This window comes from Alsobacter sp., from assembly GCF_059501845.1.
The window spans coordinates 1,800,653-1,820,635 of the sequence record NZ_JCACDK010000018.1; the positions used below are offsets into that span (position 1 = coordinate 1,800,653).

The 19,983-nt window shown below is 65.9% G+C and carries 19 protein-coding genes; 5 read left to right on the forward strand and 14 right to left on the reverse strand.

The window, feature by feature from the left end; translation table 11 throughout:
* Window positions 1–50: 50 nt before the first annotated feature.
* From AC5JCN_RS23365 to AC5JCN_RS23385, 5 genes are all read right to left on the reverse strand, one after another.
* Complete coding sequence (locus tag AC5JCN_RS23365) at window positions 51–344, reverse strand: hypothetical protein (protein WP_495757487.1); 294 nt, start codon at window positions 342–344, stop codon at window positions 51–53.
* Between the two features lie 46 nt (window positions 345–390).
* Window positions 391–855 carry a hypothetical protein gene (locus tag AC5JCN_RS23370; RefSeq protein WP_495757488.1) on the reverse strand — a complete coding sequence of 155 codons (465 nt, stop codon included), beginning with the start codon at window positions 853–855 and terminating at the stop codon, window positions 391–393.
* 252 nt (window positions 856–1,107) lie between these two features.
* Window positions 1,108–1,281, reverse strand: a complete 174-nt coding sequence (locus AC5JCN_RS23375; RefSeq protein ID WP_495757489.1) for a hypothetical protein — start codon at window positions 1,279–1,281, stop codon at window positions 1,108–1,110.
* Between the two features lie 203 nt (window positions 1,282–1,484).
* Complete coding sequence (locus AC5JCN_RS23380; RefSeq protein WP_495757490.1) at window positions 1,485–2,084, reverse strand: DUF421 domain-containing protein; 600 nt, start codon at window positions 2,082–2,084, stop codon at window positions 1,485–1,487.
* A 57-nt stretch (window positions 2,085–2,141) separates the two neighbouring features.
* On the reverse strand, window positions 2,142–4,031 hold the full coding sequence (locus tag AC5JCN_RS23385; RefSeq protein ID WP_495757491.1) for a DUF4142 domain-containing protein: 1,890 nt from the start codon (window positions 4,029–4,031) through the stop codon (window positions 2,142–2,144).
* Window positions 4,032–5,448: 1,417 nt separating this feature from the next.
* On the opposite strand from AC5JCN_RS23385, the gene AC5JCN_RS23390 reads away from it, so the two are divergent.
* Window positions 5,449–6,180, forward strand: coding sequence for a DUF4396 domain-containing protein (locus AC5JCN_RS23390; protein ID WP_495757492.1), 732 nt, complete (start codon window positions 5,449–5,451; stop codon window positions 6,178–6,180).
* Between the two features lie 173 nt (window positions 6,181–6,353).
* Here the strand turns inward: AC5JCN_RS23390 and AC5JCN_RS23395 are convergent, their stop codons facing one another.
* From AC5JCN_RS23395 to AC5JCN_RS23415, 5 genes are all read right to left on the reverse strand, one after another.
* A complete protein-coding gene (locus AC5JCN_RS23395; RefSeq protein WP_495757493.1) occupies window positions 6,354–7,499 on the reverse strand; it encodes a hypothetical protein in 1,146 nt (381 codons plus the stop codon).
* 492 nt (window positions 7,500–7,991) lie between these two features.
* A complete protein-coding gene (locus tag AC5JCN_RS23400; protein ID WP_495757494.1) occupies window positions 7,992–8,408 on the reverse strand; it encodes a hypothetical protein in 417 nt (138 codons plus the stop codon).
* 51 nt (window positions 8,409–8,459) lie between these two features.
* Complete coding sequence (locus tag AC5JCN_RS23405) at window positions 8,460–8,810, reverse strand: DUF1850 domain-containing protein (protein WP_495757495.1); 351 nt, start codon at window positions 8,808–8,810, stop codon at window positions 8,460–8,462.
* Window positions 8,811–8,842: 32 nt separating this feature from the next.
* Window positions 8,843–11,242 carry a TRAP transporter permease gene (locus AC5JCN_RS23410; RefSeq protein WP_495757496.1) on the reverse strand — a complete coding sequence of 800 codons (2,400 nt, stop codon included), beginning with the start codon at window positions 11,240–11,242 and terminating at the stop codon, window positions 8,843–8,845.
* Window positions 11,239–12,228 carry a TAXI family TRAP transporter solute-binding subunit gene (locus tag AC5JCN_RS23415; RefSeq protein WP_495757497.1) on the reverse strand — a complete coding sequence of 330 codons (990 nt, stop codon included), beginning with the start codon at window positions 12,226–12,228 and terminating at the stop codon, window positions 11,239–11,241. The genes AC5JCN_RS23410 and AC5JCN_RS23415 overlap by 4 nt, the downstream gene beginning before the upstream one ends.
* Before the next feature lie 200 nt (window positions 12,229–12,428).
* On the opposite strand from AC5JCN_RS23415, the gene AC5JCN_RS23420 reads away from it, so the two are divergent.
* Entirely contained in the window at window positions 12,429–13,457 is a 1,029-nt protein-coding gene (locus AC5JCN_RS23420) for a mechanosensitive ion channel family protein (protein WP_495757498.1), read from the forward strand.
* A 332-nt stretch (window positions 13,458–13,789) separates the two neighbouring features.
* On the opposite strand, the gene AC5JCN_RS23425 is transcribed toward AC5JCN_RS23420, so the two are convergent.
* From AC5JCN_RS23425 to AC5JCN_RS23440, 4 genes are all read right to left on the reverse strand, one after another.
* Complete coding sequence (locus AC5JCN_RS23425) at window positions 13,790–14,506, reverse strand: cytochrome c biogenesis CcdA family protein (protein ID WP_495757499.1); 717 nt, start codon at window positions 14,504–14,506, stop codon at window positions 13,790–13,792.
* 3 nt (window positions 14,507–14,509) lie between these two features.
* Complete coding sequence (locus tag AC5JCN_RS23430; RefSeq protein WP_495757500.1) at window positions 14,510–14,908, reverse strand: thioredoxin family protein; 399 nt, start codon at window positions 14,906–14,908, stop codon at window positions 14,510–14,512.
* Between the two features lie 299 nt (window positions 14,909–15,207).
* On the reverse strand, window positions 15,208–15,666 hold the full coding sequence (locus AC5JCN_RS23435) for a hypothetical protein (protein WP_495757501.1): 459 nt from the start codon (window positions 15,664–15,666) through the stop codon (window positions 15,208–15,210).
* A gap of 37 nt (window positions 15,667–15,703) precedes the next feature.
* Window positions 15,704–16,930 carry a D-alanyl-D-alanine carboxypeptidase family protein gene (locus AC5JCN_RS23440; RefSeq protein ID WP_495757502.1) on the reverse strand — a complete coding sequence of 409 codons (1,227 nt, stop codon included), beginning with the start codon at window positions 16,928–16,930 and terminating at the stop codon, window positions 15,704–15,706.
* Window positions 16,931–17,128: 198 nt separating this feature from the next.
* Here AC5JCN_RS23440 and sorA point away from each other — a divergent pair, with 198 nt between their 5' ends.
* From sorA to AC5JCN_RS23455, 3 genes are all read left to right on the forward strand, one after another.
* Entirely contained in the window at window positions 17,129–18,337 is a 1,209-nt protein-coding gene (sorA, locus tag AC5JCN_RS23445; protein WP_495757503.1) for a SorA family sulfite dehydrogenase catalytic subunit, read from the forward strand.
* A gap of 10 nt (window positions 18,338–18,347) precedes the next feature.
* Window positions 18,348–18,656 (forward strand): SorB family sulfite dehydrogenase c-type cytochrome subunit, encoded by a 309-nt coding sequence (gene sorB, locus AC5JCN_RS23450; protein WP_495757504.1) that lies wholly within the window; start codon window positions 18,348–18,350, stop codon window positions 18,654–18,656.
* 444 nt (window positions 18,657–19,100) lie between these two features.
* Window positions 19,101–19,949 (forward strand): MFS transporter, encoded by an 849-nt coding sequence (locus tag AC5JCN_RS23455; RefSeq protein ID WP_495757505.1) that lies wholly within the window; start codon window positions 19,101–19,103, stop codon window positions 19,947–19,949.
* Window positions 19,950–19,983: the final 34 nt, after the last annotated feature.

A 19,983-nucleotide genomic window follows, 5' to 3' on the forward strand; every position in this document is an offset into this window, starting at 1 on the left:
CCACCGCGACCGGAGCCAACCAAGGCGACTGCCGCCCTCGAAGGCCAATCTCAGTCACACGTGCGCTTCGTCGTTGTCGACGACTGCTCGGCACTGTTCTCGTGGTGAACGGTTGCGGAGCGGCAATCGGTGCTGCCGGTCGCATCATTGTCATGGTCGGTCACCGCGCTTCCGCCGGCGGCGCCCGCTGCGCCGCCGATCGCAGCGCCAACCGGGCCACCGACGACAGCTCCAGCAACTGCTCCCCCAGCGCCACCAATGGCCGCGCCAGCCTCACTGGCGGTGGCGAGACCGGGCGCTGCTACGAGAGTAAGGAGCGTGATCAGTCGCAAAGCGGTGTTCATGGCTGCATCTCCTGGACACTTTAACTGGTTCCGGTCGCGGACCCGTTCAGCCGAGCAGGAACAGAAGCGGGATTAGAATTGCTGCCCCACCTCCCAACCACAGCACGGTCCTCAGATGCGGATAGGGGTCGGCCAGGTGCTTCACGCCTGCAGTGACTTTGGCCGCGGTCATCGTGGCGCCATTCATGCACGAGCATAACAACCGGTGAGCTTGCGGCTCGGACAGCTCGAAAAACTCCATTCCATCGCCCAGGCGGTCGCTGGCGAGACCTGCCTCCCGGAGCAGCGGGTCTTCGTAGGCCACCGTCAAAGGTGACTGGTTGGCGCGCATTTCCTTTCGCTCTTGTTCGGTCCTGAACTCGATCTCGCCGAGAGACTGCAAACGGCGACCGGGATCGCGCTGCAGAAGTTCTGCCCATCGCGAAAGACGTTGTTGCCGAGTGAAAAGCGTTTGGTGTGCCGCGCGGACATCCGCGAGGCGTTGCAGTTCGTCGTATGTCCTGTGTTGCATGTCGTGCCCTCCGTTCGGATCGCGGGAAGACCAGAGCGGGGTCAATTCGCCAGAAGCACCACGGTCGCGCGGACACGGATGAAGTCGGTTCACTAGCGACCCAACTTTGCAACCGACGGAGACTGCCCCCCGGAGCAGTACGGGCGCGATCGCGGCAGATTGGCTGGACAGCGCGAAAGCGGCAGAACGACACGCCGGCCGCACGGCTGGCCGCCCCTTTTACGTTGCGCCCAGCGTCACCGAACCGCCTTCTTAAATGATCGCTACAGCATCGAGTATGCTCAGAAGAAAAATCACAACGGCGATCCCAAGCAGGACGAACGATGCTGCCTTGGCGAGAGTAGCAAAATTTTTAAGAGCTACTGAATACCCAAGCGCGCTCGCTAAAAGCGCACTAGCGAGCAGCACGATGCCGAGTTCGAGCATGGTGTGCCACTTCTCCGAAAGCGCGCTGCGCAACCGGCGAGATCATAAGACCTTGCCAGCATTGAAGGAGACAGGGCAGGGCCGAACGGCCGATGCGGTACAGCGTCAACCGCCTTGGGATCCCGCGTCCTACAGAGTTTGTTCACTCGACAGCAGACCTCGATCCGGCTTGGCTTAGGTCGTCGCCCGTGGGCGGGCTGGGCCTATAGAGGCCTCGGCAAGTTGTGCTGCCGACAGTCCGCCAAGAGCTGCTCGGGCGACCGCAGGGGGCTAGCAAGATCTGGAGCCTTGCCGTCACGGCCTGCTGCGTCGCGTGAACCCTCCGCCCTGCGCGCGCCGAAGACTGACAGCGACCCGTCGGTCTCCAACACGACGGAGATGCTTTCGTCGAGGCCCGTGCGGCCACTGGCTCGGATCGCGGCCATGATCTCATCCGAAGTGATGCGTTCTCGGCGCATGGCTTGCTGGATCTCGGCGCCACGGTGCACGAGCAGCGTGGGCGTGGATTTCACCAGTTGCTCGAAGCTCTTCCAACGAACGGCCAGCCACGTCACCGCAAATTGAAGCAAGACCAGCAAAGCCAACCCGAGCACGCCTTCGGCAAGAGGTGTCGACTTCGACAGCATGGTCGTGGACAGTGCCGAGCCCAGAGCAATCGTGACCACGAGGTCGAAGGCGTTCATCTTGGAGAGCGTGCGCTTGCCCGTTGCGAGCAGAAGACCCACGAGCGCCACGTAGGCGAAGGCTCCGACGATGAGCACGCGGCCCAGTCCTCCGAAGCTCTCGAACATCATGTCCGGCATGAACTGATCACCCTAAAGGTGAACAGGGCCGCACGCGGCGGCCCTGTCCTCAGGCGGTTACTGCCACAGGCGCAAATCGGCCTGCTCGGTGCCGTTCACCCGGCGCATGCCGGCGGACTGGCTGCGGTAGTTGTCCATGCTCTCGATGTCGTTCTCGGTCACCCCGCGAATGACGAGCCGGTCGCCGCGCAACCAGAAGCGGTCCATCGGGAAGGCGGCGCGGTCGCGCCCGATCCCGAGGAAGCCGCCATTGCCGACCACGAGGAACTTGCGTCCCTGGCCGTCGACAAGCACTCGGTCCACCTTGCCAAGGTCCTCGCCCTTCGCGTTGTAGACATTCATGTACTCGAGTCGGCTCACCGCCATGGCCCGCGTCTGCGCCGCCGCGCCTGCTCCGACCGTCCCGGTCGTCTCGGTGTCTCCGGCGTTGATCCGTGAGCGCAGGTCGGTCCTGTCGGCGGCGCTCATCGAGGTCGGAGCAGACTGAGCTGATCGCGCCTGGGCAGCGGGTGCAGGCGTCGCGGCGGTGGCGGCGGAAGCCTGCCGGTTCTGGCCCGCGGCTCCGACCTGTTCGTTCTGCGCGGTCTGGTCATTCTGACCCGCCTGATCCTGTGTGCTGTTCATGGCCTCGAACGTGACCTTCGGCTGCCCCTGAGGCTGGTTCACGACCACCCGCGGCTGCGCGCGCTCGTAACGGACTTCAGGCTCGCCCTGTGCCTGCTGGACCTGCACGTCCGGCTGCGACTGCGGCTTAAGGACCTGGACGCTCGCCTGGTCGCGCTGCACCTGAACCTGAGGCTGCTCCCGAGGCTGGACCACCTGCACCTGAGGCTGCGGCTGCCGCACCTGCACCTGCGGCTGCGCCATGGCCACGTTCACATCCGGCTGCGGCATGCGCACGATGATTTCGGGCTGCGGGATGTCGATCGTCACGGTGGGCTGCGGCTGCCGCACCGTGATCTGCGGGCGAGGCTGCCTTACGGTGACGTCGGGCTGCGGCTGGCGCACGGTGACCTGCGGAGCGGCCTGATCGACGCGCACCTGGGCCGCGGACTCCTGGACAACGATCCGAGACGGGTCCCCTTGCTCCTGCGCCTGGCCAGCCTCTCCCGGCGTACCGGCCGCTCCTACGCGGTCAGGCGGCAGTGCCTGCTGGAGCTGCTGTGCCATCTGTAGGTGTTCTCGAAGGGTAGGCAGAGTCTGCGAGGCGAACTGCTTCAACTGGCTGTCCTGGGCAGAACGCGAGAAGCCTTCGTAGAGCTGTACGGCATCCTGGTGAGCGGTGAGCTGGGCCTGGACGTATCGCCTGTCGAACACGGGTCCCTTCGCGTTGCGCAGCCCCTGCATCGTCTCGGTGTGCTGCTGATCGAGGTCGGTGGGGATCTGCTGCCCCTGGGCCGCGCTCTTGAGACGCTCGCCCGCCTGCGTGTGGTCCTGGATCATGCGCTGCGCAAACTGCTTGACCTGCTGGTTCTGCGACAAGGCGAGGCGAGACCGCTCTTCGGCGGCCCTTCTACGCTGGGCAATGTCGTTCGCAATGAGCATGGCCAACAGGAACGCAAGAGCGAGGCTGGTGGCTCCTCCGGCCAGAAGGAGTATGATCCAGCGTCTTATTGGCCCATCGAGAGTTTCGACTGGGATCCCGAAATGGACCGTCCAGCCCTCCGTGCGCGGGAGAAAGCGAAGGACCGTTTCCATCTCGAGACCCTCGATCGTCCGCCCGGCATAGAAGCCGTCGCGACCTCCCGAGATGGCCTGCAACGAAGATGGAGCCGCGAGCCGGCCGGCCTCGAACTCCTCCGCCACGGTCCGAGCCACGATCTTGCCCGAACCATCGACGATCGCGCCAATCCAGTCGTCAGGGGCTCCGGCATGCCGCAGAATGCCGCTGATCTGGCTGGGATTGAGCCCAATGGTAAGGACGTAACGGAGATTCCCGTCGCGCATGACGGGTACCCTGAGCGGAACCAGTCGGCGTCCTGATAGCGGCCCGACCCCGCCGATTCCTCCTATGGCGGGAGATTTGGTGCGGATGACCTCGGCCAATGACCTGGGATCGGCGTCTGCAGAGAGCGATGCGCCCAGCGGTCGCAAAAGGTTGACGATTTGGGTTCCGTCCGGAGTCGCAAGCGAAACGGTTTCCCACAGTGGGCGGCTGCTTACGAGCCTTGAGGCCGTTCGGTAGAAGCGGTCGAGGTCGCCCGAGTCCAGAGACGTGGAAGCTGCGAGTGTCTGCGCTATTTCGAGTTCCTTGCCGAGTTCGGCTGACACTTTCTGTGCGACCTGCTCGGACGTCTTGAACGCCAGGTCGCGCGCCTCGGTCCGGCTACGGCCGGCGGCGAGAAGGCCAGCCCATCCCGTCAACAACAGGACCGGGATCACTGCAGCAAGGGCGACGAGCAGGAGAACCCGCCGCTCACTTTCTCCTGCCGGCCGAGACGGTCGTGGCGCCTCCTGAACATCCGGCCCCGCGTACGTGGGGCGAACCGCCGGTTGGAGCGGCCCGGGGTCCCGGCGAAAGGCTTTGACGTTCTGGGTCACGAGCCTCGCGGCTCTCTTTATCGCTGTCCCATGGATACTTCTGCTTTCGCGTTGTTGAACGAATCTGGGGGCGTCGAACGACGGGTCGCTCCCGCGTCGGCGTTTCTGGCCGCCAATGCTACGGCCATGTCGTGAACATCCTTGTCAGCGTATTCGCCAGGAGTTCCCCGCGGCGGCAATACTTGGCGGACTTCGCGTTGTCCAGTTCTCGTGATGGACACGCGGTAGCAGGCGCCCGTTGGCCCGAAACTGACGAAAGTCGCACCACAGTCCCGCGCGATTGTGAAATCATCAGGATTAGGAGTCATGGCCGACCCTCCAGCTGTTTGTTGAATGCGCGACGGAGAGGTTTGTTCAGACCTGTCCAGTCAAAACTGGCACCCGTTCATTGCTGGCGACGGGAGAGGCGGAAAGATACGTTTGGAGTCCGATCGCTCATCGCGTCTTGCGAACCCCGCGCAACAATCTCCAACAAGCTAGACAGAGACGACCGAGCAGCCCGCCGGTGCGCTGGACCGAGCGCAGGCCCCCGCGAATGTCCGTACGCGCGCGGACTCTCGCGGACTCTTATGCGGGACGTGGCGGAACAGGCTCCCTGCCGCGAGGTTCGGAGTTGATCAAAGTGGCCGGAGGATCGGACGGCAGCACGTCGCTTGCCGCGCGCAGCCCACTTCGTTTCGGCTCACATGGTCGCCACTTGACGCTGATCCTGATCGCTTCACGACGAGATGAGCAGGGTCAGCCGTACCAGTTGAGCTGTTAGGCGAGCGTCCGGGCTAGAAGCAACTCGACGCCCGGCCGTTCGGTTGAGAAGGCCGCGACAATGATCCCGTCCTGGCTGCACTGGCTCGCCATCTGCTCGCTCGCCCTCGGCGGAGCATGCGCTGCCGGGGTCGCGCTCGACGTGTTCCGCCATCCGCAGCGTATGTGGATCATGAACCTAGTCTGGCCCCTCACAGCTCTGTTTGGAACCGTTTTCTGGACGTGGGGCTATGTGCGTTTCGGGAGACTCTCCACGGAGGAGGCCGCAGCGGATGCCAAGGTTCGCAGCGACGACCCGCCAGGCAAAAAGAAAGGTTTCGGCTGGAAGGTTGCAGAAGGTGCCTCGCATTGCGGCGCGGGCTGCACGTTGGGCGATATCGTGGCGGAATGGCTCGCCTTCGCGGTTCCCGCAGTGGCCGTGGCCTTTGGTTGGCAGTGGCTTTTCCCGGAGAAGACCTTCGCGGTCTGGGTCTTGGACTATCTGCTGGCCTTCGGGTTCGGCATCGTGTTCCAGTACTTCACCATCGCTCCCATGCGGAACCTGGGCGTAGGCGACGGGCTGAAGACGGCACTGAAAGCCGACGCGCTGTCCCTAACTGCATGGCAGGTGGGGATGTACGGCTTCATGGCACTTGCGAGCTTCTATCTTTTCCGGCGCCTGATGGGGGTCAGGCTCGAAGTCGCCTCGCCCGAATTCTGGTTCATGATGCAGATCGCCATGATCTGCGGATTTGCGACCAGCTATCCGGTGAACTGGTGGCTGATGAGGCGTGGTCTCAAGGAGGCGATGTGATGATCAAGCGTGGCCGGAGCCGTTGTTAATACTTCAGAGACACCGTACCGCTGCAGCTGGAAGGGCCAGGCGAGCCTGGCCGCCGCGCCTTTGACGATGACGGCGTTTAAACGCCCGCCATACTTTCCGCTGATGGGCCGGACGGGCGCGGCCCACCAGCGTCGATCGAGCCGCTACTGGTTCGAGCTTCCGCCGCCGATGTCCGAGGGCTCGGAGCCGCCGCCGCTGGAACCGCCCAATCCAGAAACTCCCGACGAGGAAGGCTTGGTCGACCCTGTCGATTGATCCTCGTTTCCGGAACTACCCTGGCTGCTGGCGACGCGCTTGTCGATCCTACCATTCCGGCCGTCAATCCACAGCGTGTAGTCCTTGCCGCCCTGAGAAGCATGGGCCTGATAACTGGCGCCCTGCTGCTGGACCTCTCCGATGTTTTCCCAACCTTGGTCGTCGAGCATCGCCTTGACTTGGTCGGTCGACATGTGGCTTGGCTCGATCACATAGCCGTTGCGACCATCGACCCGCAGGTTCACCTGAGAGCCATACCAATCCGCCGAGCCGACCCAGGTATCGCCTTGGCGATGGAGATCAGTGAGATCGGAGTAGCCGCGGGCCTGGAGCATTGCGCGAAGCCTGCGCTTCCCGATGATGGAACCATCGCCGACGATCCGCCCTTGGCAGCCGGCGGCCGGGTCGCTTCCATTCCGGCAATCGTCATTTTCGTCGTAGCTCAGGGGTTGGCTCGGATAGGATCGTTCCTGTGAAGAAGCCTTTCGGCTGCCGTTTGGCGAGTTGGGCGGATCGACGATCATCAGCACCGTTCGCCCGTCCTGGGTCTTCGCTCTGACGAGATATGTCGTATCCAGGATACGGATGTTTCGAAGGCCAGATTGGCGCAATTGGTCAGTCAGCACTTGGCGCGGGGCAGTCGACGCACGGGAACTCCAACCGCCATCGTCGTTGCCGTCTCCGTAGTTTTCGCTGACGCGTGCCGGCATGTCGGCACGGGCTGACCGGTTCCTGGGATCCTCGTCAGGGTACCAGCTTCGGAATTCCCGCTCGTTCTGATCGCTCATCCAATCCGAGTAGTTCTGCGCATCGGCCTCATTGCCGCTCCAGCCGGGCCTGTCGCTACGGGCCTGGGTAGCGCTGGCGGACGGGCGGAACGTCGGTCCCACATCATTCGGCCGGTTGACCCAGCCGCGGTCGGAGTTCTGCTCAGCAGACAGTCTTCCGCCGTCACGTTCAGTTTGCGCCTGGGTGATCGCCGTTCCGCCCAGCAACAGGACAGCTGCAAGTCCAAAGCAAAGATGTTGTCGCATTTGATCGTCTCCTGTCGTGCAGCCCGGGATCGACTAGCAGTCTGTCGAGAGCGCCGGACTCAGGAGCGAAGGACGTGACGGGTGGGTTGGTTTCGCGAAAGCTTTCGAGAGTGTCCGGTGCCGGACAGGATTCCGCCGTAGGTCGATCCTCGTCGATCCGGTTCAGCGGAGCCGAGGACGCCACGGGCGTCTGAGCGAACTCAGATTAGGCCGTAGGGTGAACGGACGACGCGGGTCGGACGAACCCAATTGACGGTCCGGCGCCGCCCCTGGCGTATCAGGATGCGTGTCCTGACGTCTCGTTACGCAATGGCTTTTTTAGAGCGTCCGATGCTTGGTGAATGCGCCTATTGACGTCACCGAGATCGGCCGGAGTGAGCCCGCCTGATTGAGCCGTTTCGCTAATCCTGACCAACTGCCCGGCCAGGGCTGGCGCCCATGCTTGCCCCGCAACGGCAGTCGCCAACTGACCGATCACGTCGGCCATCCGGATCAGGATTGCGGGGTTCGAGCCGCCTGCCTGCCGCAATGCGTCGAAAGCGGCAGCAACGAGTCCGGCCGGATCGGACCGGTCGAGAAGGACACGGACCGCACCGTCCGTGTCGCTGAGGACGGCAGCGGGCTCGCCGTAGCGTGCGCCACGATCACCTGCGGGATCCCGCTCCCGCCAGCGCCGGCGAACCACTTGTCCGTGATCCAGACTGACGAGACGAAGCCGATCGGGGTCAGGACCAGCGGAGCCAGCGGCCAGTGCATCGCCAGCGACCGGAAAAGGTCCTGGGCGACGTCCGAGAGGCGGGCAAGGACCACGGCGGCGGCACCGACCAGCAATCCGCCAGCGATGAAAACGGCCTGGCGCGACCAGTGAACCTGGACTGGCTTGAAGAACTTCGTCCAGAGATCGCGCATCGCTCGTGCTTCGCACGGCAACGGCCACGCCTCAAGCGAAGGCGCTGCCGTTCATCGGTCGGGCACCTTGCATGCTTCGAGTTCGATGGGGTCGGCGTCCGGACCTACCCAACGGGAAAGCGGTGCACATGAACCCTCCATACAGAGGGACCAGTCCCGCGTCGCCCCGGATCGCCGGAGAACGATCGAGGCGAGCGGCTGGAGCGAAGGCGTCCAACGCCATCGCCCTTGCGACAGGCGGGCTCCTTCGGGCGGGTCCATGCCGGCCCCGCTGCCCTGCACGCTCGCCTCGGCAATCACGAGGCCGCGGGGCGTGATCCGCCAGTCCTCGCGCCACTCGGTCTTCTCGACTGAATGGATCCAGACCAGGGCAAACGCGGCCACCCCGGCGAGCCTCGCCACGGCCGCTCCTCCGGCCAGGATGCAAAGCGCACTCACCCGGCGGCCTGCCCGGCCCTGCCGCCTCGGGCACTCGCAAGGTGAGCGGCGACAAGCACCGCTGCGAGAGCGAGCCCGAGCAGGTCTCCAAGAAGAGCGGGATGACGCTGGAGCATACCACCTGAATGCTCGAGCAGGATGACAGGCGCGGGCACCGGAATCGCAATAAGCGCGGCCGCGACGGCCGCGGCGAGACGCATGGGAATCGAGAGTGGCGAGAGCAGGAAGCCGATGGAAGCCGCGCCCCACAGGAGGATGGCGATCAGGGCCTTGGCGACGATCCATGCCACCGCAGCGACATAGGCCGCTCCTTCTATACCGGGCACCGGCTGCAGCATCAGGGCAGGATCATAGACGGCCATGAAAGGCAGCACGAAGCCTGGGAGGGCGATCCTGACCGCCTGGAAGCCGATCCGGAAGCCGCTTTCCCGGGCGATGGGCGCGGCGGCGAAAGCGGCAAGGGCCACCGGCGGCGTGAGGTCGGCCATGATGCCGAAATAGAAGACGAACATGTGACTGACGATGAGCGGCACGCCGAGTTGCAGGAGCAGGGGCGCCGCGAGCGAGGAGGTGATGATGTAGTTCGGAATGGTGGGGATGCCCATCCCGAGGACGAGGCTCACCACCATGGTGAGCAGCAACGCCAGAACCATCGAGCTCCGGCCGACCTCGAGGACCCAGGCGCCGAAGATCGTTCCCACCCCGGTCAGCGTCATCGTGCCCACCACGATGCCGACCATGGCGCAGGCGATGCCGACCGGAATGGCCTGGCGCGCTCCATCCGCCAGCGCCTCCCGGCAGGCGACCACCGTCTCGCGGCCGCCCTGGACGAGTGCGCTTGTCAGAATGAGGGCCGTCACCACGAGCAGGACCACGGCGATGCCGAACCGGAAAAAGGCGGCACAGGCAATGCCGAGCGCGATCCAGAAGGCGACGCGGACGGCCGCCGGGCCAAGGCCCGCGGCGATGGTTCCGCCGAGGATGAGGACGACGGTGAGCGCAAGCCCAACGGAGCCGGAATAGAGCGGCGTGTAGCCCGCGAAAAGCAGGTAGACCAGCACGGCCAGCGGCAGGATCAGGTGCCAGCGCTCGGCCAGCGCCCGGCCGGCTTTGGGCAGCATGTCACGGGGCAATCCCACCAGTCCGCGCTTGCCTGCCTCGAGATGCACGGACCAGAAGGCGGCGACGTAGTAGAGGATGGCGGGCACGATGGCCGCCTGGACGATGGCGGCATAGGGCACGTCAATGGTCTCGGCCATGATGAAGGCCACTGCCCCCATGACCGGGGGCATGATCTGCCCGCCCATCGAGGCCGTCGCCTCCACGCCGCCCGCAAAGGCCGGCGCGTATCCGAAGCGCTTCATGAGGGGGATGGTGAACTGGCCGGTCGAGACCACGTTGGCGACGCCCGAGCCGGAAATTGTGCCCATCAGCGCGGAGGCGAACACCGCCACCTTCGCCGGCCCGCCGCGGGTGCGGCCGAAGAGGCTCATGGCGAGATCGGTAAAGAGCTGGATCATGCCGGCACGCTCGAGAAACGAGCCGAACAGGATGAAAAGGAAGATATAGGTCGCGGACACGGCGGTCGGCGTGCCGTAGAGGCCCTCGGTCCCGTAAGCCATCTGATCGACGACCTGCTCCAGCGAGAAGCCCCGATGGTCGAGGGGAGCGGGTAGCCACTGGCCGAACACGCAGTAGGCGAGGAAAAGACCCGCCACGATCGGCAGCGCCGGGCCGAGGAACCGCCACGCCACCAGGAACACGAGGGCAATATTGACGATGCCGATGGTCATGTCGGTCGTCGTCAGGTCGCCTGCCCGGTTGATCAAATCGACATAGAGCCACCACTGGTAGAAGCCGACACCAAGTCCGGCGAGGCCGAAGCCCCATCCGGCGACGAAGCCGGGCTGGCCGGCGGCGCGGTGATTGGCGAGAAGGGCCGAGGCCACCAGCACGAGGAAGCCCACGTGGACGGCGCGCAGCACCTGGCTCGGCACGCCCCCGGAATAGCGCGCGAGCAGCGCCAGGACGACGAGGCAGGGCACGAAAATCGCCAGGGCTCCAGCCGACGGCCTCCCCCTCGCGACCAGTACCCCGATCCATCCCGCCCAAAGTGCGAACCCTGCGGTGAGCAGATGCAGGAGCGTGATGCCAAGGAACGGCCGATCCAGCGGCACGCCGAACGCCGTGCTGACCTGGAACAACGAGAAGGCGATGGCTATGCCGTGCAGCAGCTTTCCGCCGTGCCCAGAGCCAAAGCCCGGCGGCAAGCCATGCTCCGGATCGAGGTCGGCCGGTGGCGACGCCGCTCCCGCGAGGTCGATGTGGACGGCCCCCGTCGCGTCGTGCTCGGCTCGTCCGGACTTGCCGCCGTCCGGGCCCGCGCGCCCGGTCACTGCGCGATGCCCTGCTCCTTGAAGTACCGCTCGGCTCCGGGATGAAGCGGCACGGGCATTCCCGTCAGGGCGCCTTTCAGCGTGATGCCCTTGCCGGCGCTGTGCGCGGCAGCGATCTCGGGCAGGTTCTCGAAGATGGCCTTGGTCATCCCGTAGACCAGGTCGTCCGAGAGGTCCGAGCGGGTGACGAGATAGTTCACGACGGCAGCGGTCGGCACGTCCGTCGTCTGGCCGTTGTATGTGTTGGCCGGAATGGTCGCCTTGACGTAGGGCTGGCCGACCTTGTCGACGACCTCGGGAGGGATCTCGACGGCGACGATGTCCACGGATGCGGCGAGATCGCGAATGGACGCGACGCCGAGGCCGGCGGACTGCAGCGTGGCATCGAGCTGGCGGTTCTTCATCAGTTCGACGGATTCCGCGAAAGGCAGGTACTCCACCTTGCCGAGATCCGAATACGAAATCCCGGCTGCCTGCAGGATGGCCCTGGCGTTCAGCTCCGTCCCGGACTTCGGCGCGCCGACCGAGAGGCGCTTTCCCCTGAGGTCGGCGAGCGTCCTGATACCGCTGTCCTTGGACGCGACCACCTGGATGTAGTTCGGGTAAATGGCGGCCAGGCCGCGCAGCTTGCCGAGCTTGCTCTTGAACCCGGCCTCCTCGTTCCCGGCCCACGCGAAGGCGAGGCTGTCACCCAGGGTGAAGGCAATCTCGCCCTTGCCCTGCTGGAGAAGCGTGAGGTTCTCGACAGACGCCTTCGTCGCCTGCACCGAAGGGCGCGATCCCGGGATCTTCTCTCCGAAGATCTTCGAGAGCGCCACGCCCATCGGGTAGTAGACCCCGGACGTGCCGCCCGTCAGGACGTTGATGAAGTCCTGCGCGGCGAATGCCCTGCTGGGCAGCGCTGCGAAGGCAAGCAACAGCGTTGCGCATCCGAGAACGGCGCGGCGGCGGGAATCATGGGGCTCGGTCGCGAATGGGCTGTGCACTGGATATCCTCCTGAAGCTCCCGCCCGCGCCTTTCGCAGCCGTTTTGGGCGCGGCCGGACCATTCTGGCCCAACCGAAACGAGTGGCAACCGCGCCTGGATCCCTCGATGCCCCTCGCCTGATGCCGTACCGGGCGGCCCGGTGACCGCCCTGGCCTGTTTTGCCGGCTGGCATGGCTCGATCCTCGAGGAACGATCGTGGTGCCACGAGGGTTCGGGGCGACCGCCCTTTTCGAGGATTTTGACGTGCTGCACTTCGCCGAACCCGTGGTCCAGAAGATCGAGGGGCTGATCGAAGGATTCTTCTGGCTCCTGCCCAACCTTGGCATTGCAGCTGTCGTGTTCCTCGCCTTCCTGGCCGCCGGGTCCGTCGTGCGACGGACGGTTCTCAGGATTTCGCGTCGGCGTCATCGCGACGACCTTGGTGGACTGCTCGCGGGCGCGGCGCGGTGGAGCCTGATCGTTCTCGGGCTCCTGGTGGTCGCCACGATCGTCTTCCCGTCGATCAAGCCGGCGGACCTGCTGTCTGCCCTCGGCATCGGAACCGTCGCCGTCGGGTTCGCCTTTCGCGACATCCTGCAGAACTGGCTTTCGGGCCTTCTCATCCTCTATCGCCAGCCCTTCAAGCGAGGCGACCAGATCAGGTCGGGCGAGTTCGAAGGGACGGTCGATGCCATCGAGGCGCGGGCGACCCTCATCCGCACCTATGACGGCCAGCAGGTGGTGATCCCGAATTCGGACATCTACACGCGCGCCATCACGGTTCGTACCGCCTTTCCGGCACGGCGATCCCAGTGCGACGTCGGCGTCGGCTACGGCGATGACATCGGCCACGCCTGCGAGGTCATCGTGAAGGCCATGCAGGGGATGGACGGGGTGGCAGCCGATCCCGCGCCGGACGCGCTCCCGTGGTCGTTCGACTCGTCGTCCGTGACGATCAGAGCCCGGTGGTGGTCAGGGTCGAGGCGTTCTGACGTGGTGCATGCCCAGGCGAGGGTCATTCCCGCAATTCGTGGCGCGCTTGCCGAGGCAGGGATCGACATGCCTTTCCCGACGCGCGTGGTGTTGCTGCACGACCAGACAGAGGACATCGACGGGGACCGCGCGCGGCAGCGCGAGGGCTGGCCGGCGCACGGAACGCCTCCCCGGCCGCGTCACCTCAACGATGTGCACACCACGGTCGTCGGCCGCAAGGAACGAGAAAGCGTCGAGCGAGGGAACGGCAGCTAGGTCCGGCAAACCGGACGAGAACATCGACCATCTTGCTGCGCATGAGGCTGACAGCCGACCGTAGAGGAACGCCTTGCTGGGAAGAGGGCGCGGCAATTTCAGGCTACGGCGGTGCAAGCGCTCCGCAAATGCGCTGACCGCCGAAGTGGCCAAACGCCTGTCCGCATGGCTCGACATGCATGGGCCGCTCCCGGCGGCTGGCCGCTGGGTCGACGTTGCTGCCGAGATCGCCGTTTCCGCTACCGCGCTCGATCCTGCGGATGACAGCAATGGTCAGCACAGGCGGGGCTCCAGCGATGTATCAGCTGCCCCTGCAAGCGCAGCTGTCGGCGTTAGAATCGGGTGCTCAGCATTGTCAGCCAGTCCGGCGCGGCCTCGACCGCCCATGCCTCGATGGCCTTGTCACGGCCGCTGAGGACCAACAGGCCGACGAGGATGAAGCCGACGCCCAGGACACGTTTCAAGACCGTCCCCGTGGCGAGCATGCGGCTGCGCCACCGCACCATGACGGTCCGTGACACCAAGCCGAGCAAAAGCAGGGGCACGCCGGCCCCGATCCCGAAGGCGAGCATGGTGGCGGCGACGGCCGGCAGGTTCTCGGCCCGCGCGGCCATGACCGAAGCGGCGCCCAAGGTCGGACCGACACACGGGCTCCACACCGCCCCGAGCAGGAGGCCGACGGCGAACTGGCCGGAAAGGCCCGAGGTCGAGAACCCACCCGCATGCCGCTCCATCCAGTCGCCCACCGGTCCGCCGGCGGCTGCAAGGCGAACCTGGGCGGCGGGCACGAGCAGCACGCCGCCGATCAGGATCATCACGAGCGCTCCCGCCGAGCGGAACGCGTCGCCGTCGATGCCCAGGGCGAACCCGGCCGTCGCGAGGAACAAACCGATGGCGGTGAATGACAGGGCAAGCCCCCCGGCCAGTGCGGCAGGGCCCCAGCCGTGCTCGCTGCTAGCCGCCCCGAGGACCACAGGCATGATCGGAAGCACGCACGGGGAGAGCGTCGACAGGACGCCCGCCAAAAGTGCCAGCAGGAGGGTCGCCACGGGTCAGATTGCCTTGGCGAGCAGGGCTTCGATGGCGGCGGGATCCGTCTCGCCGGTCGAGCGCCCCATCTCCGTCTGCCCCTTGTAGACGATCAGCGTGCTCTGCTTCTGGACGCCGAGTTCCTTGAGCACGTCCTTGCGGCTGTCGAAGTCGACTTCGAACACCGCCATCTTCGCGAACCTCGGATCGGTGGCGAGCCCGGACAGGATCGGCTTTTGCGCCTTGCACGTCGGGCACCAAGGTGCGGTCACCTTCACGAGAATGGGCCGGCCCTGCTTGCGTGCCGTGTCAAAGGCCTCCTGTGAGAAGCTCGATGCCTCCCCGGCCGAAGCCGCGTTGGCCGCCATGCCCGAGAAAAGGGCCATTGCGGCCGCCAGAACGTGCCGCCTGTTTATCGTCATGGTCGTTTCCCACTCACTGCCGCGCGCAGCCTGATCGGCTGTGCATCGTGTTCGGCGGGCGGGTCTTGAACGTTACGCCCCTCACGCCCTCGTGAAGGCGTACGGCTGTCTATGTCCGGGAGCGCGGGAGCGTCAGCCGGGCGACCGCGGGAAGGCTGAGGCCCTGAACCACAACGCTGAACAGGTACGCCCATTCCTCAGCTGGCGAGCAAGCAACGTTCCTCGTCGCACTCATCAGGACGGGTGTCGGCAGTCGCAGCAGGTGCAAGGCGAGGCTTGCGGGCCGAAAGGCCCGGCGGTCATTCCGGATTCCGTGTCGCCGCGACGCGCGGGGGATCATCCCTCTTCGCCAGGCATCTCGTCGCGAACTCGTCGGCATAGCCGGCGAGGTCGAAGGACAGGTCCTCCGTATCCCAGGTGAGGATGCGGGCCCTCCCGCAGATCGCCTCCGACGCTTGGCCGTCCGGGTCCGCCACAACCTGGAGAAGCCTGATCCGGGCGGAGCACCCGCCCGCCGTGCCGCGATAGACCTGCAGGTCGATCCGGAAGCCTTCCCGGGCGTGCCTGTCCACGGCGAAGCCCTTGCGCACGAGGGTGAAACGAACGGCATCGACGGCGTCCGATGGGCGGACACCGCAGGCACGCATGTCGGACGTAACCGCATCCGGACCCCGCACGAAGGCGCGCTCGAACGCGGCGGCCGGGGTGCCGCTGGCGGCGAAGATCCCGAGGACGGCAAGATAGGCACAAGGTCGCACGGGTGATCTCCTTCCCTCCGGACGGTCCTGGAAGACCTCAGCTCGATCCACCGAACCGCTGCTCCACTTCCGACACCAGATCTCGAAAGCCCTGCTTTGTGAGTTCAAGTGCCGCGTCGGCCGCCTGTCCCACGAATCCGGCGCGCTCCACGTCCGCTCCTGCCACCAGCGGCGCCTCGGCGATGGTCCTGCCGTCCTGGCGCACCACGATCTGGCCGACCGCTTCGCCGGACCTCACAGGCGCCCGGAGCGGGCCCTCGTACCGCGCGCGCAATTTCAAAGGCGGCCCCGACTTCTCGACGACGATATCGAGGCCATGAGGCAGCACCAGAGGCACTGTTGAGGCCGAGCCAGCGAAGACTTCGGCTTCGGCGACGGCAGCCTTCGCATCGAAGAGATGCCGGACCTCGAAGTTGCGGAAGGCCCATTGGAAAACCCGTGCGGAATCCGTGGCCCGATCCCGTGCCGTCGAATAGCCCGCCAGAACGGCGATCACGCGCCGACCCTGCTGCACGGCCGAACCGACGAGCGAATAGCCCGCCTCCTCGAGGAAGCCGGTCTTGAGGCCGTCGGCGCCCGGCACCGTGTCGAGGAGCGGGTTGCGGTTGCGTTGGCGGATCTTGTTCCAGGTGAACTGGCGCTCGGCGAAGAGGGAATACTCCGCCGGATGCGCCTGTACGAGGTGCCTTGCCAGGATCGCGAGGTTGCGGGCCGAAATTCTCTGGTCTGGATCGAAATAGCCGGTCGGATTGGCGAAATGGGTCGAGGTCATGCCAAGCGCGGCGGCCCTTTCATTCATCCGGGCCACGAATGCCTCGGATGAACCGGCGAGCGCCTCGGCCAGGGCGATGGCCGCGTCGTTGCCGGACTGCACGATGACCCCACGCAGCAGGTCGATCACCGGTACGGACGAGCCCACCTTCGCGAACATCGTCGAACCGCCCGAGCCGGCTCCTCCCTCCTGCCAGGCACGACGGGAGATCGGAACCTCGTGGCCGGGCTGCAGATCCCCTCTCGACAGGGCTTCCAGAGTGAGGTCGATCGTCATCAGCTTGGCGAGACTGGCGGGCTGGAAAGGCGCGTCCGGAGACTTCTCCAGAAGAACCGAGCCGGTCTCTCCGTCGATCACGATCGCGTTCCTCGCCCGCGTGTCGAAGGCCGGCGCCTCCGCTGCCGGTGCCCGCCCCGACGCCGTGGCGGCGACCGCCACGAAGAGAAACGCGAGCGGGCCGCTGCGATGTCCGATCGGGGTTGAACTCTTCATCGCCAGGCCCCTGCCGAGTCCCGCCAAGACAACGTACAGGCAGCGATTCCGATGCAGCGGAGCTCGGCCACGCGGCGTCTCTCGGTCCGCTCAGGGGCGTGTTCCATCGCCGACACAGCGTTGATCGCAGTCCGTGATGCTGAAAGGATCGGACGCAATCAACGTGGAACGCGGGGGCGTGGAACGGAGGAGGCGGACATGGACCGGCGGCGATTCCTGCAGGGCCTCGGGCGCGGCACGGCGGCGCTGGGGGTGAGCGCATGGGCCGTTCCATGGGCGAGGGCGGCAGAGAGCGTGGCCCTCCCGTTCGGCGCCGGAGAGCGGGCCATGGTCGCCTACCCGCAGAAGCGCCCCCTCATCCAGATGACGGCGCGCCCGCCGCAGCTGGAGACGCCATTCTCCGTTTTCGACCAGGGTGCGATCACGCCGAACGACGCCTTCTTCGTCCGCTACCATCTGGCGGACATTCCCTTGAGCATCGACCCCGACACCTTCCGCCTGGACGTGAAGGGCCACGTCGAAAAGCCCCTTTCCCTGTCCATGGCGGAAATACGCGCGATGGAACCCGTCGAAATCGTCGCGGTGAACCAGTGCTCGGGCAACAGCCGCGGCTTTTTCGAGCCGCGGGTGGCCGGCGGCCAACTCGCCAACGGAGCCATGGGCAATGCGCGATGGCGGGGCGTTTCCCTCAAGGCGATTCTCGACCGGGCCGGAGTCCAGGCTTCGGCGAAGCAGGTGACTTTCGGCGGGCTGGACGGCCCGGTGCTCCCGGCCACGCCGGACTTCGTCAAGGCGCTCGACCTCGACCATGCCCGCGATGGCGAGGTGATGGTGGCCTACGCCATGAACGGCGAGGATCTCCCCTTCCTCAACGGCTTTCCGCTGCGCCTCGTGGTGCCCGGCCACTACGGCACCTACTGGGTGAAGCACCTCAACGAGATTCAGGTGGTCGACAGCGTCTTCGACGGATTCTGGATGCAGACCGCCTACCGGATCCCCGACAATGCCTGTGCCTGCGTCGAGCCCGGCAAGGCCCCGGCGAAGACGCGGCCGATCGGGCGTTTCGACGTGCGCTCCTTCATCACCAATCTCGGAGACGGGGCGGCCGTCCGGGCGGGGGAGGATGTCGTGGTGCGGGGTATCGCGTTCGACGGCGGGTACGGCATCACCGACGTGCTGCTGTCTGCGGATGGCGGGCAGACCTGGGCGGCAGCCACGCTCGGGCAGGATCTGGGCCGCTACTCGTTCCGCGAGTGGCAGACAACAGCCAGGCTTGCGGCGGGGGAGCACGTGCTGAAGGTAAGGGCGGTCAACCGCATCGGCCAGTCGCAGCCGGCACAGCCGCTCTGGAACCCTGCCGGCTACATGCGCAACGTGATCGAATCCGTCCGGGTCATGGCGGCATGAGGAGGTGACCATGCGGAACGCCCTGATCATCGCCACGGTCGCTGGCCTTGTCCCCGTCGCCGCCGGGATCGCGCTGGCTGCGCCGGTTACCTACCAGCTTCCGGCCGAGGCGGCCCAGCTCCGCCCCGGGCCGGGCCTGGAGACGGCGCGGAACAATTGCTCCGCCTGCCACTCGGCCGACTACATGGCCATGCAGCCGCCCGGGAAGGGCAAGGCCTTCTGGGAGGCCGAGGTGGCCAAGATGATCAAGACCTACAAGGCTCCGATCAGCGACACGGACGCCAAGGTGATCGCGGAGTATCTGGCGGAGGCCTACTGAGCTGGGCGCGGTCGCCTGGATTCCGGCCCGGTTCGGAACACGCCAGGAGATCAATGGCAGATCTTGCGCCACACCGGTCGGGGTCGGTGCTGACGCCGGACTCCAGGACACCCGAAGCGCCGCTGCCCGAAGTTACAAACGCAGCGGACCATAGTTCCGCCTGGGTTTGTGGGTGATGGACGCTCTTACGTATCGCTCGGAGAGTAGAGCGAATGAGCACCACGTCAGTTCGTCTTCTGCGTATGCGTTCTCCAGAGCACCATGTTGTCTGATGAAATTGTCGCATGCGTCGGCAAACGTCTCACCGGAAGCGCTTCCTAGAAGCTGCCATGCTCCGGGACCGATTTCTACCCACAAGGCTTCCATGCTCGCCTCCTGAATCGAGAGCGCGACCAGAATCGAAATGGTATCGCGCGTAGGCAGAGCCAAGTCGGGAAGAACCCGGTGCGTGTCGGGGTTGTCCTGACAGCGACTAGGGGTCGAGCGTTCCTCGACCGCGCCGAGCGGGCGGAGGTCGTTCAGCTTCGGTTCGCGGGGGCGGGGTTCGGAGCCCACGCAATTGGACAACGGGGGTCGCCGCTGCGCGAGAGCGGCGCGCGGGTCGCGCTCCTGTCCCTCGCCGTCGAGGCCGCCGGCCTGAGGATAATCGGCTTTTCGAGCGGCATCGCTACGGCCGAGGCGGGGGCGCTGCTAGTGGGCTTCGGCTACTCGCTCGTCTACCCCGGCTTCGGCGCCGAGGCGGTGCGCGCCGCGCCTCGGGAGAGCCGAGGGCTGGCGATGGGGATCTACACGGCCTTCCTCGATGTCGCCCTCGGACTGGGGACGCCGGCGCTCGGCTGGATCGCGGGCGCGGCGAGCCTCGGCACCGTGTTCCTCGTGAGCGTGGCCGTCGTGCAGTTCGCCGCGCCGGCCGGCCTCATTCTGCTCCGTCGCAGCCCCGCTCGGACCTCACCAGCGCAACGCCGACGACCTAGGTCGGACAATGGAGGCTGCGCCACGTCGTGGAGTCGCCGCCGGCGTGAACGTCCTACCGTCAGGTTTCGGAAGTCGGGTGATCTCAGACGACGGCGCCGCGTGGGGAGCGCGGGAGAGGATCGGGGCCAGGTATCGCCCCACCGATGCTGCCCCGGGCGTTGCGGACGAGGGCGGCGCCGGAGTGCCATCATCCCCCAATTGGATGGCACTGAGCCACGGACCGAAGCAGAACTAGCCAACTTCTGCTTAGGGTCAGGAGCACGCGTTCGCACAAGTCCGCTTCGCGCCAACAGCAGACGCGGAAACCCTTGCGACTAGAGGTCCGCTTGGTCCCGCGAGCGGCGTCTCGTGC

Coding starts and splice junctions, on each gene's coding strand:
- AC5JCN_RS23365 (WP_495757487.1), bottom strand. CDS start 344: ATGAACACCGCTTTGCGACTGATCACGCTCCTTACTCTCGTAGCAGCG.
- AC5JCN_RS23370 (WP_495757488.1), bottom strand. CDS start 855: ATGCAACACAGGACATACGACGAACTGCAACGCCTCGCGGATGTCCGC.
- AC5JCN_RS23375 (WP_495757489.1), bottom strand. CDS start 1,281: ATGCTCGAACTCGGCATCGTGCTGCTCGCTAGTGCGCTTTTAGCGAGC.
- AC5JCN_RS23380 (WP_495757490.1), bottom strand. CDS start 2,084: ATGCCGGACATGATGTTCGAGAGCTTCGGAGGACTGGGCCGCGTGCTC.
- AC5JCN_RS23385 (WP_495757491.1), bottom strand. CDS start 4,031: ATGCGCGACGGGAATCTCCGTTACGTCCTTACCATTGGGCTCAATCCC.
- AC5JCN_RS23390 (WP_495757492.1), top strand. CDS start 5,449: ATGATCCCGTCCTGGCTGCACTGGCTCGCCATCTGCTCGCTCGCCCTC.
- AC5JCN_RS23395 (WP_495757493.1), bottom strand. CDS start 7,499: ATGCGACAACATCTTTGCTTTGGACTTGCAGCTGTCCTGTTGCTGGGC.
- AC5JCN_RS23400 (WP_495757494.1), bottom strand. CDS start 8,408: ATGCGCGATCTCTGGACGAAGTTCTTCAAGCCAGTCCAGGTTCACTGG.
- AC5JCN_RS23430 (WP_495757500.1), bottom strand. CDS start 14,908: ATGACGATAAACAGGCGGCACGTTCTGGCGGCCGCAATGGCCCTTTTC.
- AC5JCN_RS23440 (WP_495757502.1), bottom strand. CDS start 16,930: ATGAAGAGTTCAACCCCGATCGGACATCGCAGCGGCCCGCTCGCGTTT.
- sorA (WP_495757503.1), top strand. CDS start 17,129: ATGGACCGGCGGCGATTCCTGCAGGGCCTCGGGCGCGGCACGGCGGCG.
- sorB (WP_495757504.1), top strand. CDS start 18,348: ATGCGGAACGCCCTGATCATCGCCACGGTCGCTGGCCTTGTCCCCGTC.